The 17,145-nt window shown below is 47.8% G+C and carries 21 protein-coding genes, 1 other RNA gene and 2 pseudogenes; 13 read left to right on the forward strand and 11 right to left on the reverse strand.

What is annotated here, in order from left to right:
- Positions 1-10 precede the first annotated feature (10 nt).
- The 4 genes from EDI29_RS20095 to nudK all read right to left on the reverse strand — a co-directional run bounded on the left by EDI29_RS20095 (position 11) and on the right by nudK (position 4,009).
- Positions 11-739 carry a carbohydrate ABC transporter permease gene (locus EDI29_RS20095; RefSeq protein ID WP_241664978.1) on the reverse strand — a complete coding sequence of 243 codons (729 nt, stop codon included), beginning with the start codon at positions 737-739 and terminating at the stop codon, positions 11-13.
- 85 nt (positions 740-824) lie between these two features.
- On the reverse strand, positions 825-1,706 hold the full coding sequence (locus EDI29_RS20100; protein ID WP_137742299.1) for a carbohydrate ABC transporter permease: 882 nt from the start codon (positions 1,704-1,706) through the stop codon (positions 825-827).
- 63 nt (positions 1,707-1,769) lie between these two features.
- Positions 1,770-3,035: an ABC transporter substrate-binding protein gene (locus tag EDI29_RS20105; RefSeq protein ID WP_137742300.1), complete on the reverse strand. Its 1,266-nt coding sequence runs from the start codon at positions 3,033-3,035 to the stop codon at positions 1,770-1,772.
- Positions 3,036-3,427: 392 nt separating this feature from the next.
- Positions 3,428-4,009, reverse strand: a complete 582-nt coding sequence (gene nudK / locus EDI29_RS20110; protein ID WP_137742301.1) for a GDP-mannose pyrophosphatase NudK — start codon at positions 4,007-4,009, stop codon at positions 3,428-3,430.
- 180 nt (positions 4,010-4,189) lie between these two features.
- Between nudK and EDI29_RS20115 the strand changes: the two genes are divergently transcribed.
- The 5 genes from EDI29_RS20115 to EDI29_RS20135 are packed head-to-tail and all read left to right on the forward strand — an operon-like array spanning position 4,190 to position 6,155.
- Entirely contained in the window at positions 4,190-4,420 is a 231-nt protein-coding gene (locus EDI29_RS20115) for a 2-hydroxymuconate tautomerase family protein (RefSeq protein WP_137742302.1), read from the forward strand.
- 2 nt (positions 4,421-4,422) lie between these two features.
- Positions 4,423-4,875 carry a hypothetical protein gene (locus tag EDI29_RS20120; protein ID WP_137742303.1) on the forward strand — a complete coding sequence of 151 codons (453 nt, stop codon included), beginning with the start codon at positions 4,423-4,425 and terminating at the stop codon, positions 4,873-4,875.
- A gap of 13 nt (positions 4,876-4,888) precedes the next feature.
- Entirely contained in the window at positions 4,889-5,554 is a 666-nt protein-coding gene (locus EDI29_RS20125; RefSeq protein ID WP_137742304.1) for a hypothetical protein, read from the forward strand.
- Positions 5,555-5,575: 21 nt separating this feature from the next.
- Positions 5,576-5,878 carry an immunity 53 family protein gene (locus EDI29_RS20130; RefSeq protein WP_137742305.1) on the forward strand — a complete coding sequence of 101 codons (303 nt, stop codon included), beginning with the start codon at positions 5,576-5,578 and terminating at the stop codon, positions 5,876-5,878.
- On the forward strand, positions 5,865-6,155 hold the full coding sequence (locus tag EDI29_RS20135) for a hypothetical protein (RefSeq protein ID WP_137742306.1): 291 nt from the start codon (positions 5,865-5,867) through the stop codon (positions 6,153-6,155). The genes EDI29_RS20130 and EDI29_RS20135 overlap by 14 nt, the downstream gene beginning before the upstream one ends.
- A 46-nt stretch (positions 6,156-6,201) precedes the next feature.
- On the opposite strand, the gene EDI29_RS20140 is transcribed toward EDI29_RS20135, so the two are convergent.
- Both EDI29_RS20140 and grpE read right to left on the reverse strand, forming a co-directional pair.
- The gene (locus EDI29_RS20140; protein ID WP_137742307.1) at positions 6,202-7,440 is read right to left on the reverse strand and encodes an Nramp family divalent metal transporter; all 1,239 of its coding nucleotides are present in this window, start codon (positions 7,438-7,440) and stop codon (positions 6,202-6,204) included.
- Positions 7,441-7,878: 438 nt separating this feature from the next.
- On the reverse strand, positions 7,879-8,466 hold the full coding sequence (grpE, locus tag EDI29_RS20145; protein ID WP_137742308.1) for a nucleotide exchange factor GrpE: 588 nt from the start codon (positions 8,464-8,466) through the stop codon (positions 7,879-7,881).
- Between the two features lie 148 nt (positions 8,467-8,614).
- Between grpE and nadK the strand changes: the two genes are divergently transcribed.
- The 3 genes from nadK (at position 8,615) to bamE (ending at position 11,723) form a co-directional block, all read left to right on the forward strand.
- The gene (gene nadK / locus EDI29_RS20150) at positions 8,615-9,493 is read left to right on the forward strand and encodes an NAD(+) kinase (RefSeq protein WP_107170356.1); all 879 of its coding nucleotides are present in this window, start codon (positions 8,615-8,617) and stop codon (positions 9,491-9,493) included.
- A 79-nt stretch (positions 9,494-9,572) separates the two neighbouring features.
- Positions 9,573-11,234, forward strand: a complete 1,662-nt coding sequence (gene recN / locus EDI29_RS20155; protein WP_137742309.1) for a DNA repair protein RecN — start codon at positions 9,573-9,575, stop codon at positions 11,232-11,234.
- Between the two features lie 153 nt (positions 11,235-11,387).
- Positions 11,388-11,723, forward strand: coding sequence for an outer membrane protein assembly factor BamE (gene bamE, locus EDI29_RS20160; protein WP_137742310.1), 336 nt, complete (start codon positions 11,388-11,390; stop codon positions 11,721-11,723).
- Positions 11,724-11,958: 235 nt separating this feature from the next.
- Here bamE and EDI29_RS20165 read toward each other — a convergent pair whose 3' ends face one another.
- Positions 11,959-12,240 carry an RnfH family protein gene (locus EDI29_RS20165; protein WP_374213747.1) on the reverse strand — a complete coding sequence of 94 codons (282 nt, stop codon included), beginning with the start codon at positions 12,238-12,240 and terminating at the stop codon, positions 11,959-11,961.
- Complete coding sequence (locus tag EDI29_RS20170; protein ID WP_137742312.1) at positions 12,230-12,676, reverse strand: type II toxin-antitoxin system RatA family toxin; 447 nt, start codon at positions 12,674-12,676, stop codon at positions 12,230-12,232. The genes EDI29_RS20165 and EDI29_RS20170 overlap by 11 nt, the downstream gene beginning before the upstream one ends.
- A 155-nt stretch (positions 12,677-12,831) precedes the next feature.
- Here EDI29_RS20170 and smpB point away from each other — a divergent pair, with 155 nt between their 5' ends.
- The 3 genes from smpB to EDI29_RS20185 all read left to right on the forward strand — a co-directional run bounded on the left by smpB (position 12,832) and on the right by EDI29_RS20185 (position 15,131).
- Positions 12,832-13,314: an SsrA-binding protein SmpB gene (gene smpB, locus EDI29_RS20175; protein ID WP_010282425.1), complete on the forward strand. Its 483-nt coding sequence runs from the start codon at positions 12,832-12,834 to the stop codon at positions 13,312-13,314.
- A gap of 50 nt (positions 13,315-13,364) precedes the next feature.
- Positions 13,365-13,727, forward strand: a transfer-messenger RNA (tmRNA) gene (gene ssrA / locus EDI29_RS20180).
- A gap of 216 nt (positions 13,728-13,943) precedes the next feature.
- Positions 13,944-15,131 (forward strand): integrase domain-containing protein, encoded by a 1,188-nt coding sequence (locus tag EDI29_RS20185; protein WP_137742313.1) that lies wholly within the window; start codon positions 13,944-13,946, stop codon positions 15,129-15,131.
- Between the two features lie 30 nt (positions 15,132-15,161).
- Here the strand turns inward: EDI29_RS20185 and EDI29_RS22820 are convergent, their stop codons facing one another.
- Positions 15,162-15,326, reverse strand: coding sequence for a hypothetical protein (locus tag EDI29_RS22820; protein ID WP_167494542.1), 165 nt, complete (start codon positions 15,324-15,326; stop codon positions 15,162-15,164).
- Between the two features lie 36 nt (positions 15,327-15,362).
- Between EDI29_RS22820 and EDI29_RS23170 the strand changes: the two are divergent.
- A pseudogene (locus EDI29_RS23170) lies at positions 15,363-15,612 on the forward strand (type II toxin-antitoxin system Phd/YefM family antitoxin).
- Positions 15,602-15,885, forward strand: a pseudogene (locus EDI29_RS20195) (type II toxin-antitoxin system RelE family toxin). The pseudogenes EDI29_RS23170 and EDI29_RS20195 overlap by 11 nt, the downstream one beginning before the upstream one ends.
- Before the next feature lie 164 nt (positions 15,886-16,049).
- Here EDI29_RS20195 and EDI29_RS20200 read toward each other — a convergent pair.
- Entirely contained in the window at positions 16,050-16,646 is a 597-nt protein-coding gene (locus EDI29_RS20200; RefSeq protein ID WP_137742314.1) for a Fic/DOC family protein, read from the reverse strand.
- Positions 16,639-17,130, reverse strand: coding sequence for a YhfG family protein (locus tag EDI29_RS20205; protein ID WP_137742315.1), 492 nt, complete (start codon positions 17,128-17,130; stop codon positions 16,639-16,641). Before EDI29_RS20205 ends, EDI29_RS20200 begins: the two co-directional genes overlap by 8 nt.
- Positions 17,131-17,145 lie beyond the last annotated feature (15 nt).

The following is a 17,145-nucleotide window of genomic DNA, read 5'->3' on the forward strand; positions in this document are numbered from 1 at the left end:
TGAGAGCGTATTACTTTACCGCTCCCGTCATGCTGGCGATAAATTGCTTCTGCATGGCAAAGAAGATAAGTAAACTGGGAAGTGTAGAAATCACTGTTCCAACCATAATAAGTCCGAAATCTGGAGAATAAGCGGAAGCAAAACTCGATAGCACCAGATTAATCGTTTTTAATTCGTTAGATTGAAGGACAATAAGCGGCCAGAGAAAGGCATTCCATGACGTCATAAACACAATAATAAAAGCAGCAGAATAACTAGCACGCATAATCGGCACGTAGACGTACAAGAAAATTTTCCACTCAGCGACGCTTTCCACACGCGCCGCATCGATCAATTCTCTCGGAAACGTTTTAGTACACTGCCTAAAGTAGAAAATAATAAATGCCCCGGCCACTGTCGGCATGATCACAGCAAAATGCGTATCGAGTAGCCCAGCCTGACCAAACATGGTGAAGAGCGGGATCATTAATGCCGCAAACGGAATCATCATCGTCGTTAATAGCGCCACATAGACACGCTCACGATTCTTGCTGGCATAAATTTCAAACGCATAGCCTGCGATAGAGCACACGACAAGCGTTGATACCGTACTAATCAACGCAATTTTTGACGTGTTCCAGAATACCAGCGCCAGATCCACCTGGCTCGTCAGATTGGTAAAATTGACCAGCAATTGATCGCCAAACGTGAATTTCCCCATGTTAATTTGACTGGTGCTATTGGTACTTGACACCACCATCCAATAGAAAGGGAAAAGCGAAAAAATGCTCATCAACACGAGAAAAATATGCATGAGTATACTGTTAACTTTACTTTTTCTCATATTATCCCTTCCGTGCGGCTTTAAACTGAATCAGTGCCAGCACTGCTGAAAAAACAACAATGACGTATGAAACCGTTGCAGCATAGCCAAAGTTAGGCACAAATTTGAATGACAGATTATAGATATAAAGCGATAACGTCAGCGTCGCATTTGCCGGACCACCATTCGTGATATTCATCGCTTCATCAAACAACTGTAATGTGCCAATGGTTGATGTCACACTGGTAAAAAGAATAACCGGTTTCAATAAGGGTATCGTAATGAAGAAAAATTGCTTAATGGGGCTGACGCCATCAACCCTAGCCGCCTCATAAATTGACTTATCAATATTCTGCATAGCAGAAAGATAAAAAATCATATTATATCCTGTCCAACGCCATGTGATCGCAATAATAATCGTCACCTTTGCCCAGAAAGGATCGGATAGCCATGGAATCGGATCGTCAATAACATGAATAAACAGCAAGAATGAGTTAATCACGCCATCCAGTTCAAACATACTCTTGAAAAGAATTGAGTAGGCCACCAGTGAGGTCACACAAGGCAAAAAGATGGCAATTCTAAACCATTGGCGATATTTAAGCTGAGACGAATTCAAACAAGAAGAAATAGCCAGTGATAATAGAATCATAATGGGAACTTGGATTACCAGAAACGTTAACGTATTCCAAAGTGCCGTTTTGAACATAGGATCACTGAATAAACGAATGATATTTCCCAAGCCAACAAATTGTGTCACCACCCCACGGCCAGACTGAAAAGAGAGCCAAAGTGATTTGAAAATAGGGTATATCGTCATTAAAGCAATTAACCCAACAGCGGTAGCAACAAAAGCCCAGCCGTTGATGTTATAAAGCCTATTCATTTTAGGTTTATACATCATTATTACACCATCTATTTCTGGAGAGAAATGCTTGAGGGCTTGCCACCCTCAAGCTCACACTCGCTACTGCATAATCTGGTTTTTTAATGTCGCTTCAGCACGTTTTAAAACGTTATCAACAGAATCACCTTTCAGTAATGCAGGTATTTCCGCGGCAATGGCGTTATCAACTTCCTGGGTATACATACCGTAGGAAACTTGTGGGATTTCAGTCACCCATTTAGAAAAATCAGCGAACACGGGTTGCCCACCAAAGAACGGATCGTTTACTGCGTAAGCAGGGCCGGAAGTGGCAGGAAGGAAAGTTGCGAGCGCACCACGATCGACCAAAAGGGTTTGATACATGCTGCTATCCGCCGCGAAGGTTTTCTGCAAAAACTCAATCGCCTGTTTAGTGTTTTTCCCACCCTTTAAGACATACCAGCTCGATCCTCCCTGATTGGAGGCATGTATTGCTTTGTCGAGATTCAACCGTGGAATAGGCGCAACACGCCATTTCCCTTTCTGATCCTCAGCACTTTTAATTGAACCAATCACCCATACACCAGAAACCACACTCGCTGATTTCCCGGCATTAAAGCTCCCCACAAAACTAGACCAACCAGAAATAGGACGTGCTATTTTTGCATCATTAATCGCTTTAATCGTTTTTAATGTTTCTTTCAGTGCATTGTTTTTAGTGAGATTGAGCTGCCCTTGATTATCAAAGAACCATTCTCCACCGGACTGCATCATAATGTGAGGAAGAACCACATCGTTCATATCGTAGGTCAGCATATCAACGCCGGTTTTCGCTTTTACCTGCTTGCCGATCTCAATATATTTATCCCAGGTAATATTCACCATATCACTTTCTTTATAGCCGGCAGCTTCCAGATAATCGAGTCGATAGAACATTCCTGCCACGCCAGAATCGAAAGGAACACCGTATACCTTATTCTCTACCGTCATCACTTTAGTTTTATAAGGTGCAAATTTGCTATAATCGATAGAATCTTGTAATGGGATAAACGAGTCAGGATAAGCCTGAAGATATTTCTGAGCATTATAATCTTCAATAAGTACAATATCAGGAAGAGAGTTTTTAACCCCAGAAGCCAGCATTGTATTTAATTTCTGCTCAATATCTTCTTTACCTGAGTCGATCACCTTCAGACTAAAACCTGGATCGGACTTTTTATATACCGACGATGCCTCATGCATTGCCGCGACATTGAAGTTAGGGTCCCAAGCCCACACGGTGACTTCAGCAGCCAGGCTTTGACTCGATAAACCCAGCGTGAGGAATGAAACTGCAAATAGGGCAGGTACTTTATTCTTGATCTTCATCAGAGCAGTCCTTCTTTACTTTTTGTAAAGAGAGGATATGAGTTACCGCATAATGAAGCAACGAGTTACACCGCTTACATTCTTTCATCCGGTGATACGGGTCACACAACAGGGGAAAAAATGACTAAATATTCGATCTAAATACAAAAAATTTAGGAAAAATTTCCTCCCATAAATCCCATTCCAGTTGACAACACTGATCAAATCAAAAGCAAATAAAACAATAAGTAATTGAAAATAAAACAAAAAATGAAAATACAAAAACAAATAAAAAGATTATTCAGCTAATATTAACCATAATCGAACCTTCACCCTGGAATTACACAAAAATGAAAGCGTTACCACACTGAATCAAGAGGCACACGAGGATACCGGTGTGCCGCAAAGTATGTCTACGTTCTGGCAAACCAACCGTGAATGATGGCGTGCTGTAGCAGCATGATGGTCTTACCGTCTTTAATCCGGCCATCGTTCATCATCGCGACGGCTTCACTGAACGGCAGTTCCAGTACCTCAATATCTTCATCTTCCACGCCACCGCCCGCATTATCCCGCAGCGATTCATCATATTCGGCAGCGAAAAAGTACACACGTTCCGTCACGCTGCCCGGCGACATATAGGCATAGAACAGTTTCTCGACGTTGCCGATCGCATAGCCCGTTTCTTCTATTGCCTCGTTACGAATGCACTCTTCGGGCGAATGATCGTCCAGCAAACCCGCGCAAGTTTCCAGCAGCATGCCGCTTTCGTTGCCGTTAACGAAGGTGGGAATACGGAATTGTCGTGTCAGAATCACCATGCCTTTCTCCCGGTTGTACAACAGAATCGTCGCACCATCACCCCGGTCGTAAACTTCACGGACCTGGCGAACTGTACCGCCATTATTTCTTTTTAAATCAAAAGTATATTTATTCAGAATATACCAGTTATCGGATAGCAGCTTCTTTTCGACGATATCAATAGGAGACGACATGCAAACACCTCGGCGATCGATGATTGGAAAGGCTCATTCATTTATAACAACGTAGATTCATCATATCCCCTTTTATTTGATGAGAAAACGGGCAGGATAACGGCGCATTCCTGTTCTGGTTCGTCGTATGATAGACCTCTCTACCTTATCGCTGATCGCTACAATCGCCCTGGAGAAACCATGCCATACGTCAATATCAAAATTACCAATGAAGGTGTCACCGCTGAACAAAAACGTCAGTTGATTGAGGGCGTGACACAGTTGCTGGTCGATGTGCTCGACAAAAACCCGAAAACAACCGTGGTCGTAATTGATGAAGTCGAAACAGACAATTGGGGGATCGGCGGCGTGCCAGTAACAGCGTTGAGAAAAGCGGCAGGAAAGCCATCAACGCCGTCTGATGTGGATTAGCGATGTTTAATCGCAATGCATTAATTTTATTCCTGAAAAACCAATCTGGAACCGTGCTATTAGATGTCGTTTACCCCAGATTTTCTGTACAGCGCTATACCGCAGAAGACTTTACTTCTGTTGAATCTGAACAGCGTATTGGCATCAGCAGAGCCCCGAAAACCGCTACGGATAACGGATTGCTATTCTGGATTTATGCGGAATTGGCAGAGGGATTGTGCAATCCTGAACACTATCTGCTAAACGCTTATTTTAAGCGCATAGACGAAGCCACATTTAATACGCAGGTCAAGAATTATTGCGGCGATCTGCGACACCCCCCAGCCTTACCCTTGTCTAACCAACTCTTTCTCGGAGCCTTACTGATGTACGAACCAGATACTGATATGCTGGTATCCATCTTTGCCGAATATGAACAGGAATACCTGCATTTTTTCTGGGAGTCCACCGCTTAAGGGATCAAGAAATATGGATATTGAACAGTTAGCCGATGCGCTATACGAGGATTTAAACGGCTATATTTCCAGCGTGCAGTACACCAATACGAATACGCTAACGATTCATTTTTATTGCGATAACTGGCGCTATGACGAGCAGAACCATTGCTCTGTGTACTGTGAACCACCTGAATCTTATCTTCGCCATTTTATTATTTATTGTTATGGCGTTGCCGAACATGACATCCAACCGGCCAGCTCCGGCGAACTGACATTTACCGATCGGCATCCGCTATTGTGGGACTACAACACACAGAAAGGCGGTTTGTACTATTCCACGGCGACAACGACATCAAGCTATGAACTACTCGGGCGCATCTGGGCGGCTCACCAACATCTTCTCAGCGACTGGCGACCAATGAGTCGTTACATCAACACGTATCGACACCAAGGAGAGTTAATATTTGGCAATGATGGCAACGGATTACTCGCTAACGGCCCCAAACCTTTACTAGACGCTTATCAACACGCGTTATCCAGCGTGCTTAAAACTCGCTTCGTTCCCTCCGTTGAAATGAAAGGGGGCGTTAAAGCCTTGCTCTTTGATGCTGGTTTTGTCATCTGCAAACATGTGGAACTACAAGAAATCTTCCCCGAGACTGAAATATCAGCAGACCAAGGAAACACCGCATATTGAATGCTCATGAGACGATGATGAATGAACGAGTTGCAAGAAATTCAACAGTGGTATCAGGCGCAGTGTAACGGGACGTGGGAACACACGTTCGGTATTAGCATCGATACGCTGGATAACCCTGGCTGGAAAGTAAAAATCGATCTGGCTGAAACATCACTTGCTGGCAAGCCTTTTGCCCCACTGAGTCAGGGCGAGCAATCAGAAGACAGCGATTGGCTATTCTGTAAAACGGAAAACCTGCAATTCATTGGCTTTTGTAGCGTCAGTAATCTGCCAAAACTGTTAGCCATTTTTCTCAACTGGTGTGGTGATGATAAAACATAAAACCGCTGAGTTTACAGTAAGGCTATGTTTAGCCGCTGAATCAACAAGGCACTCCCCCTGCCGCTCTGGCTATCGACCTAACCATAAAGATCCGGCTAGCGGCGCTTATTTTATGGGGCAATTCCATTTTGACGGTGAAATTGCCCCTGGGCAAACCACCTCAGCCACCGTCACCGTCATCGCGTCCACAGAACAACTTGAAACGCTTTCTCGCGTCGGCGAATGGACGCTATGGGAAGGACCACACTATGTGGGTAAGGCCACGCTGGATCAATAACGCGGCACCGTTTCGGTAGAGAGAAATATGCCCGTCTCCCCCAGACTTATATTCCCAGCATCGTATCAACCAGCAGATACATATTCAGGGAAACGACCAGCACGACAATGAGTTGCCCGATGCGCTGTACCCATTTGCCGTTAACCATCGAGCCCATCAGTTCACGGTTACCAGTGAAAGACAATAACGGAACCAGTGCCAGCGCAATCCCGAAGCTCAGTATCACCTGACTCAGCACCAACACTCGCGTCGGGTCCATACCGGACAGGATCACGATAAATGACGGCAACATTGTGACAGTACGGCGAACCCAGAGCGGAATATGGAAACGCACGAATCCCTGCATCACCACCTGCCCTGCCAGCGTACCAACGACGGTAGAGGAAAGGCCCGCAGCCACCAAACTTAAGCCGAAAATGACTGCGGCAGCTTTTCCTAACAGCGGCTCAAGCGTGAGATAGGCTTTATCCAGATCGGCAATATCCTGATTACCGCTAAAATGGAACGCTGCGGCGGCTGTTGCCATCATCGCCAGATTGACGAATCCCGCTATCGTCATCGCAATCGCGACATCGACTTTCGTTGCCGAATAGCGTTCGGCACGGGTATGGTTTCCCTCATGTTGCGTCAGCGAAGAGTGCAGGTAAATCACATGCGGCATAATGGTTGCCCCTAACACACCCGCCGCTAGCAGCACGGCATCGGAGGTCGGTAGACTAGGGATTGCCATGCCTGTGGCTAACGCGGACAGTTCAGGCTGAGAAAATACCAGCTCGACAATATACGCTGCTGCCACAAACAGCAGCAGCCCGCCGATGACCATTTCTAACGGTTTCTGCCCACGTTGTTGCAGCATGAGAATCAGGAAAGTAGCGATGGCGGTGAGGATTGCGCCTTCCAGCAGTGACACGCCCAGCAACAATTTGAAGCCAATCGCCGCCCCGATAAACTCGGCTAAATCAGTCGCCATCGCAATAATTTCGGCCTGCACCCAGTAAGCCCAAACGGCCGGGCGCGGGAAACGATCGCGGATATGCTCAGCCAGATTCTTACCCGTTGCGATCCCCAATTTGGCGGACAACAGTTGGATCAGCATCGCCATCAGGTTGGCCCACACCACCACCCACAGCAGCGTGTAGCCATAGGCCGCGCCTGACTGGATATTTGTGGCAAAGTTACCGGGATCGATATAGCCAATTGCCGCGATAAATGCCGGGCCCATCAGAGAAAGTTTGACCTTCCTTGATGTACGGCTTGTGGACTCAATAGCACGACTACCCGGCATAGTATGACCCTTCTAACACTGTTGTTTTATTACTCTCACAAAAACGATAATGATTATCAAGTGCATTTAGGGTGGTAATACCAATTCTTTTGATAGTTAACGATGATGAGTCATTCAAAAGCTAAAAAACATCTTTTTTATCAAACAAATCTTAACAAAATGTACACTAAATAATTCAAGTTGCAGGAAGGCGGCAACACAGTGAATCCCCAGGAGCTTACATAAATAAGTGACTGGGGTGAGCGAGGACAAATCGGCTAAGCCGATTTGAACGCCGCTTGCGGCGGCCTAATAGGGCGAGGCTCAGAGATGAGCCGAGTATTGCCAACGCACATGCCGTTTGAAGTATGACGGGGATATAAACAAAAAACCCCATGCGGTGGACACGGGGTTTGGATGAAGATACGTCTTAAATAGCGTGCGTAAAAGCAGAAAATATTAGTCTTGTGCTTTTGAAACCGCAACCATCGCCGGGCGCAGTAAACGGCCGTTCAGCGTATAGCCTTTTTGCATGACCATCATGACATGGTTCGGCTGGTGATCGGCCGAAGGTAGCATGGTCATCGCCTGATGCACTTCTGGGTTAAACGGCACACCCACATCACCCACAACCTCGATGCCAAACTTATGCACGGCATCCAGCAACGATTTCAGCGTCAGTTCGACACCTTCAATCATCGCAGACAATGATTCGTTGGCTTTGTCCGCCGTATCCAGCGCACGTTCCAGATTATCGATGACTGGCAGCATTTCATTGGCAAATTTCTCTACCGCAAATTTATGCGCCTTCTCGATATCCATTTCCGCACGGCGGCGAACGTTATCGGCTTCGGCACGAACGCGAAGCATATTGTCACGTTCGCGCTGTTGCAGCTCACTAAACTGGGCTTCCAGCTCGGCGATGCGCGCATCACGCGGGTCAGCTACGTCTGCCGTCTCTGGCGCGGCATCCGCTTGCTGCCCTTTTGCTGCTTCCTTTTGATCCAGGACTTGCTCGTCAGGCGTTTTCTGTTCTTTACTACTCATGAAATTCTCCGCGGTTTAGCATTAATCTCGCTAGTTGCTTATTATGGGGATCAAAATCGGGGATTCAAGAGAACCTGTCATATATTGGTTCCCAACGCTGCCGATACACCACGCTGAGGACAAAACAGCAATGAACACACCGCTTACAATGAACAGGCCGTTTAATTGTATTGGCATTGTCGGCCACCCGCGCCACCCAACGGCGTTGGCAACGCATGAGATGCTCTATCATTGGCTCACCGAAAAAGGTTACTCCGTTCTGATCGAACAGCAGATTGCGCGGGAACTTAACCTCAAAAACGCACCGACAGCTAGCCTTGCCGACATCGGTCAGCAGGCGGATCTGGCAGTGGTGGTCGGCGGTGATGGCAACATGCTGGGCGCAGCACGCGTGCTGTCGCGCTATGACATCAAAGTCATCGGCGTAAACCGTGGTAATCTCGGCTTTTTAACCGATCTCGATCCCGATCATGCCCAGCAGCAACTTTCTGACGTGCTCGACGGCCATTACCTGAGCGAACAGCGTTTCATGCTGGAAGCGCACGTTTGCCGCGCAAACCAGCCCGATAGCATCAGCACCGCCATTAATGAAGTCGTGCTTCACCCAGGGAAAGTCGCACACATGATTGAATTTGAAGTCTATATTGACGACAAATTCGCTTTCTCTCAGCGTTCAGACGGCCTGATTATCGCCACGCCAACCGGCTCAACCGCCTATTCGCTTTCTGCCGGTGGCCCGATCTTAACGCCGTCTTTGGAAGCCATTGCGCTGGTGCCCATGTTCCCGCACACATTGTCTGCCCGCCCGCTGGTCATCAACAGTAGCAGCACAATTCGGCTGAAATTTTCTTGCATCACTAACGATCTGGAAATCAGCTGCGACAGCCAGATTGCGCTACCGGTGCAAGAGGGCGAAGAGGTTCTGATTCGCCGCAGCGAACATCACCTGAATTTGATTCATCCAGAAAATTACAGTTATTTCAATACACTAAGTTCAAAACTTGGCTGGTCAAAAAAATTATTCTAAGATTCCACTAATCTACTTTACTGTATATAAAACCAGTTTATACTGTATGTAAACACAGTCCTCATACAGGAAAACTATCATGCTGGCGCAACTCACTATCAGTAACTTCGCCATCGTGCGCGAATTAGAGATCGATTTTCAATCAGGAATGAGTGTCATCACCGGGGAAACCGGTGCGGGGAAATCGATTGCTATTGATGCCCTCGGCTTATGTCTGGGAAATCGTTCTGACGCCAGCATGGTCAGGCCGGGATCTGCCCGAGCCGACATCTGCGCCCGTTTTGCGCTAGCAGATACCCCAACGGCACGTCAGTGGCTGGAAGAAAACCAGTTGGATGACAGCAACGAGTGCCTGTTACGTCGCGTCATTAGTGCTGATGGTCGTTCACGCGGCTTTATTAACGGCACCGCCGTGCCACTGTCTCAACTGCGTGAACTCGGCCAGCACCTGATTCAGGTACATGGCCAGCATGCCCATCAGCTACTGCTGCGCCCCGATCATCAAAAACACCTGCTGGATGCCTATGCCGATGAACCGAAACTGCTGGTTGCTATGCAGCAGGTTTGGCATCAGTGGCACCAAAGCTGCCGCGCTCTGGCGCAGCTGCAACAGGCGGCTATTGAACGCGAAGCCCGCCGGGAGCTGCTGCAATACCAATTAAAAGAGCTGAATGAATTCTCCCCACAGCCCGGCGAATACGAACAGATTGACGTTGAATATAAACGTCTGGCAAATAGCGGCCAGTTGTTGACGATGAGCCAGCAGGCCATGCAGTTGCTGAGCGAAGACGAAGAGCAGAACATCATCAGTATGCTGCACAGCGTAAAACATCAGCTTGGCGAACTCATCGGTATGGATGACAAGCTGTCCGGCGTGTTATCCATGATCGAAGAAGCAGGCATTCAGCTTAGCGAAGCCAGCGATGAACTGCGCCACTACAGCGAACAAATGGACCTCGACCCGATTCGGCTGTATGAGCTAGAACAACGCCTGTCGCGCCAGCTTACACTGGCACGCAAACACCATGTTGCTCCAGAAGCGCTTCCAGCGTTCCATCAGCAGTTGCTGGAAGAACAGCAACAGTTGGAACAGCAGGAAAGCGACCATGACTCGCTCAGCGCCTCCGTCGGCGAATATCACCAGCAGGCATTGCATCTGGCGCAACAGCTTCACCTGCGTCGTCAGCACCACGCGAGTGAACTGGCACAGCTCATCACCGCCAATATGCGTGAACTGGCAATGCCGCACGGTCACTTCACCATTGATGTCTCGTTTACGCCGGACAGCCTGACGGCCACCGGTGCCGACAGTATTGAATTCCGCGTCACCACTAACCCCGGCCAGCCGCACCAGACGCTGGCGAAAGTGGTATCGGGCGGCGAACTGTCACGTATCGCACTGATAATTCAAGTCATCACCGCGAAGAAAATGGACACCCCTGCAATGATCTTCGATGAGGTCGATGTGGGAATCAGCGGGCCAACCGCCGCCATCGTCGGCAGGATGCTGCGCCAGCTCGGCGAATCTACGCAGGTTATGTGTGTGACACACTTGCCGCAGGTCGCAGGCTGTGGTCACCAACACTTCTTCGTGAGTAAACAAACGGACGGTGCAGAAACGGAAACCCTGATGCAATCGTTGGATAAACGAGCACGGTTACAAGAGCTAGCTCGCCTCCTGGGTGGCAGCGCCGTGACCAAAAACACGCTGGCGAACGCGAAAGAACTGCTGGCGGCGTAAAATTTGCTGCCACCAAGGGCTAGAAAGAGGCGTAGCGGGTAAAAAAGCTCAACTTTTTTACCTTCCTGAGGTCATACAATCGCCTTGCAGGTTTCCAAGTCCTGCAAGGTCTATTATCATCGGCAACCTATGCCCTTAAGGAATGTAATCACTATGCGCTGTAAAACGCTGACTGTCGTCGCCGCGGTGGTTGTTATGCTGACCGCCGGTTGTTCCACACTGGAAAAGGTGGTCTATCGGCCGGACATCAATCAGGGAAACTATCTGGCACCGGCTGACGTTGCAAAAATTCACACCGGCATGACCAAACAACAGGTCGCTTATACGCTGGGTACACCTATGATGCAGGACCCGTTTGGCAGCGATACGTGGTTTTACGTCTTCCGCCAACAGCCTGGTCATGAATCGGTAAAACAGCAAACGCTGACGCTCACCTTCAGCGGCGGTGGTGTGCTGACCAACATCAACAACAAGCCTGCGCTGGATTAATACTTTCCACGCTGCTTAGTTGAATCAAGATGAACGATCTTGGCAGCCAATGCTTTGAGACGAAGCCCACAATGGGCTGGCTCTTAGAGAAATCGGCGCACACGAGGTTTGGTGTCTGGTATGGCAGGAATAACAGCAGGCAAATCTGAAGTCTTCAGATTTGCCTGTATTTTTTGTCAGGAAATATCGGTCAGAGCAATCGGTGGAAACACCATATGTCGTTTAACGACACAACTCAGGATTTACTCTTAGAACGCTCCGCCCGCTGACGGCGTAGCTCTTTAGGATCGGCAATCAACGGACGATAAATTTCCACGCGATCGCCGTCATTCAGCATATCACTCAACTTCGCTGCACGGCTGTAAATCCCCACTTTATTCACCTGCAAATCGATATCATGGCGCAGCTCCAGCAGTCCCGATGCGACAATAGCCTGCTCAACCGTGCAGCCCTCTTCCAGCGTCACCGTGCGTAGGTACTGACGTTCTGGCAACGCGTACACCACATCAACCTGCATTGCGGACACGGTAGACCTCTTTTGCTCGTTGCGTGAAAGCTTGCACCATATTTCCTGCCAGCTCCTTGAATACTTTGCCAAAAGCGAGTTCAATCAAGGCATTGGTGAATTCAAATTCCAGGTGCAGCTCGACTTTGCAGGCATCGACGCTCAACGGCGTAAAATGCCAATCGCCGCCTAACTGACGGAATGGGCCATCGACCAATTGCATATTGATATTCTGGTTGTGCGTCAGCGTATTACGTGTAGTAAATGTCTTGCTGATACCGGCTTTGGAAACGTCGACTGCGGCAGTCATCTCCCTTTCTGACGAAGAGAGCACGCGGCTCCCCGTACAGCCCGGTAAAAACGCGGGATAGGAAGCGACATCATTCACCAGCTTGTACATCTGTTCTGCACTGAACGATACCAGTGCGGAGCGACTTATCTTTGGCATACTATTTTCCGAAATTCATAAAACGCGCAAAATAATAGCACTGATAGACCGACAGACAAAAATTCTGCGAAGCTTATCGCACGATATCATTAACCACGACACGGACGCACGGCGGGGATTTCATTCCCAATGACATCCAGTATAATGACGGCACTATGACAAAGAAAAAAGCATACAAACCCGGTTCCGCCACCATTGCGCAGAACAAGCGCGCCCGTCACGAATACTTCATTGAGGAAGAATTTGAGGCTGGCCTTGCGCTGCAAGGATGGGAAGTCAAATCACTGCGCGCAGGCAAAGCAAACCTCAGCGATAGCTATGTCACCTTCATGAACGGTGAGGCTTACCTGTTTGGCGCAACGATCACGCCACTGAATGTGGCTTCATCGCACGTCGTTTGCGATCCGATTCGCACGCGTAAACTCTTACTCAACAAACGCGAACTAGATTCGCTGTTTGGCCGCGTCAGTCGCGATGGCTACACGGTCGTCGCGCTGTCCATGTATTGGAAAAATGCCTGGAGCAAAGTCAAAATCGGCGTGGCGAAAGGTAAAAAAGATCACGACAAGCGTGATGATATTAAAGAACGTGAATGGAAGTTAGACAAAGCCCGTATCATGAAGAACGCCAATCGTTAAGTCACTGGCTTAACAACGGTAAGTTCTGGTATACTGGCAATAGTTTCTTGGGGGCTGATTCTGGATTCGACGGGATTTGCAAAGCCCAAGGTGCATGCCGAGGGGCGGTTGGCCTCGTAAAAAGCCGCAAAAAAATAGTCGCAAACGACGAAAACTACGCTTTAGCAGCTTAATAACCTGCTTTGAGCCCTCTCTCCCTAGCCTCCGCTCTTAGGACGGGGATCAAGAGAGGTCAAACCCAAAAGAGATCGTGTGGATGCCTTGCCTGGGGTTGAAGCACTAAATCTAATCAGGCTAGTTTGTTAGTGGCGTGTCTATTCGCAGCTGGCAAGCGAATGTAAAGATAGACTAAGCATGTAGTACCGACGGTAGAGTGGTTCCGGACGGGGGTTCAAATCCCCCCAGCTCCACCAATTTAGACATCGGGTATTACCAGATAAGTCCGATGAAGTACGAAAAGCCCGCATGGCACAAGCCCTGCGGGCTTTTTTGTGTCCGTTATTGTCCGACGATATTCGCCTGAATCCAGAGATTATTGGTATACGAATTGGTATACGGCAGGATATATACCAAAAGGCGTATACCAATTGCATGTGTATACCTGTATACCAATGACAAAGGATTCCTTCATGGCACGGACAACCCGCCCCCTCACCCACACTGAAGTACAAAAAGCCAAAGCGACAGATAAAGATCTGACGTTGCATGACGGCAACGGGTTATTTCTCTTAGTCAAAACTACCGGGAAAAAGCTGTGGCGGTTCCGTTACCAGAAACCAACAACCGGCCAACGCACCATGATCGGGTTTGGCGCTTACCCAGCATTATCGCTAGCTGATGCCCGCGCAATGAGAGACGAGAAACTCTCTTTGTTAGCCAAAGGTATCGATCCACAGGAAAAAGTGGCTAAAGAAGTCGAAGAAGCGCAAATCGCTGTAGAAAGCATCTTCATCAATGTGGCGCGTAGCTGGTTCACGTTGAAACAGACGAATGTCAGCACCGATCACGCCAAAGACATTTGGCACTCACTGGAAAAGGATGTGCTACCAGCGATTGAAAATATCCCGGTGCAGGAAATCAAAGCCCGCACGTTGATACAGGCGCTAGAACCGATTAAAGCCCGTGGCGCACTAGAAACCGTCAGACGCTTGGTACAGCGCATTAATGAAATCATGGTTTATGCGGTAAACACGGGGCTGATTGACACTAACCCCGCCTCCGGCATTGGCATGGCCTTTGAGCGCCCGAAAAAGCAGCACATGCCGACTATCCGGCCAGAAGAACTTCCTAAGCTGATGCGCACCATCGCCATGTCTAACTTGTCCATTCCAACCCGCTGCTTGCTGGAATGGCAGCTACTGACGCTGATCCGCCCAGCGGAAGCCTCCGCCACAGCATGGGCAGAGATCGATATTGAGAAAAGAACGTGGAGCATTCCGGCTGAACGAATGAAAGCCAAGCGCGATCATATCGTCCCGCTTTCCGATCAAGCGCTGGAACTTCTCAACATAATGCTCCCTATCAGCGGCAACCGCGAACACGTATTTCCCAGCCGTAACGATCCTAAAAAACCCATGAACAGCCAGACCGCCAACGCCGCGCTAAAACGCATCGGCTACGGTGGAAAACTGGTCGCACATGGTTTACGCTCAATAGCCAGCACCGCCATGAATGAAGCCGGTTTTAACCCTGATGTGATTGAAGCAGCATTAGCGCATTGTGATAAGAATGAAGTTCGACGGGCTTATAACCGCTCTACCTATCTTGAACAACGTAAAGAGTTGATGGAATGGTGGGGAAGCGAAATACGGAAATAAAATGATGGCCTCAATCAAGAGGCCACTACTTTAAAGTTTGTTTTTAAAATAATCTAGGCAAGATTCTTTTATAATCCCAATTTCCCCACGGGCTGAAAACTCATCGTACTGAGAGTTTGTGATATTTTTTCTTTCGGCTGATTTAATCCCAAGTTTTTTATTTATTTCTTTATCAACTTTAGCTTTAACCCACACAAAGTTCTTTCTTATCATACTTAAAGGGGGCTGATTATGTCCGTACAATCTATCCTTGCCAATGCAGCCGTGAGTATCAGCGACTTTAAAAAGTCCCCTAATGCCGCGCTTAAAGAAGCTAACGGCGAGCCTGTAGCCGTGCTAACCAATGGCCGTCTCTGGCTACTATGTTTCTCCTGAAATATGGGAAGCACTGGCCGATTATCAGGAAGATATCGAACTCGCCAAAATTGCCCGTTCCCGGATGAAGGGGAAACGTGTGAAGGTCGATCTGGATGAGTTATAAGCTGGAGTTTGAAGAGCACGCGCTGAAAGAATTTAAGAAGCTGGCGCGCCCGTGCGGGAGCAGTTTACCAAAAAACTGAAAGAGGTTTTACAACATCCCCACGTTCCCGCCAACCGGCTTCACGGAATGGCTGACTGCTACAAAATCAAACTTCGTTCCGCTGGCTATCGGTTAGTGTATCAAGTGCTTGAACATGAGATCGTAGTACTGGTTTTAGCTGTGGGCAAACGGGAACGCTCAGAGGTTTATAAAGCAGCCAAAGACCAACTATAAACGCGGATGTCTTAAACTCGCGGCTTCCTTGCTATGCAGCATACCTACCATCAAGGTGACGAGTGACTCATCACCTTTTCACCAACTCATCATCCATTAATTTATTGATTATTAAAAATAAAAACCTCTGGTGAAGAGGGTGAACAGTTTTGTGCAAAATCTTTTTATTTGGAAAGCCAGAGAATACTTTTCTCAAAAACATCGGCTAATGGCCGAGTATTGCCGTGGTATCCGGCCACGTTAGCCGCTAACCATTCCTGAACGCCGATCTTTTCAAAAGAGACACCATGGCCACAATTTATAATCATATGCTCGAACAATAAACGCTGAGAACGTCCATTGCCTTCCCGAAACGGATGAACCACATTTAAATCTGAATAATATTCAGCTAACTGAGTGATTAGAGCCGGACGCTCAAGGCCTTGTAAAAAATCATCATTAGGGAGTTGCGTAAAGATTTTATTGGCTTCAATTTCAATACGGGATACGGTGCAAAAACGTGTTTGACCTTTAGAAATATCGATACGCCGTATTTCTCCTGCCCAATCGAATAAATCCCCGAATATTTTCCCGTGCAGCCCACACCAATAATGCAGATCGTAAGACGGTTCTTCAAATTCAATATCGAGAACGGCCAATTCGGATAGCTGACGCTCCGCATCGTCGAATTGGCTGTCATCGTTAATGCCGAGCTTATTTATCAGAACATCACTATCAGGATAGGTATAAGGATCTTGCCCTGAGCCGTATTTATCAGACATAGCCACCCGCTTTATACATAGCAATCAGATTTTTTCTCAGCGCATCCCTTTCCTGCTTGTCAGCGGGAAGCGGAGTATCCTCAACGCTAAACCCTTCAAGACGCATACTGTCCCGATAGTTTTTGAGTTTCACCTGGTTGTAGTAATCACGCTTTTCTTCCAGCGTCACCATACGCGGGGATCGCGTTTTGTTTGGCAATGCTTTTGTGGTGATTTTACGATGTTGTTTGAATATCAACAGATCGGTATTTTTCAGTTTCTCGATCAGCCGTTCCCCGTCGCCAAACACGCCCCATGACGCGATAGACAAGGCTTGCCGCTTGCCATTTTTTACTCGCGTAATGCTGATATCCATAGTTGACTGGAGCGTGTTTAACACGTCCTGTACTTTTCTTTCAGAGATACCCGTAGCGGTGACGATAGATTGCGTATTAGGAGAATCCTCTTGTACCAGAGCTGCGAGTACCGCCATTTCATAACGCATGTGCCTTCACCTTTA

Origin of the sequence: Pectobacterium polonicum (assembly GCF_005497185.1) — a bacterium.
GTDB classification, from domain to species: Bacteria; Pseudomonadota; Gammaproteobacteria; order Enterobacterales; family Enterobacteriaceae; genus Pectobacterium; species Pectobacterium polonicum.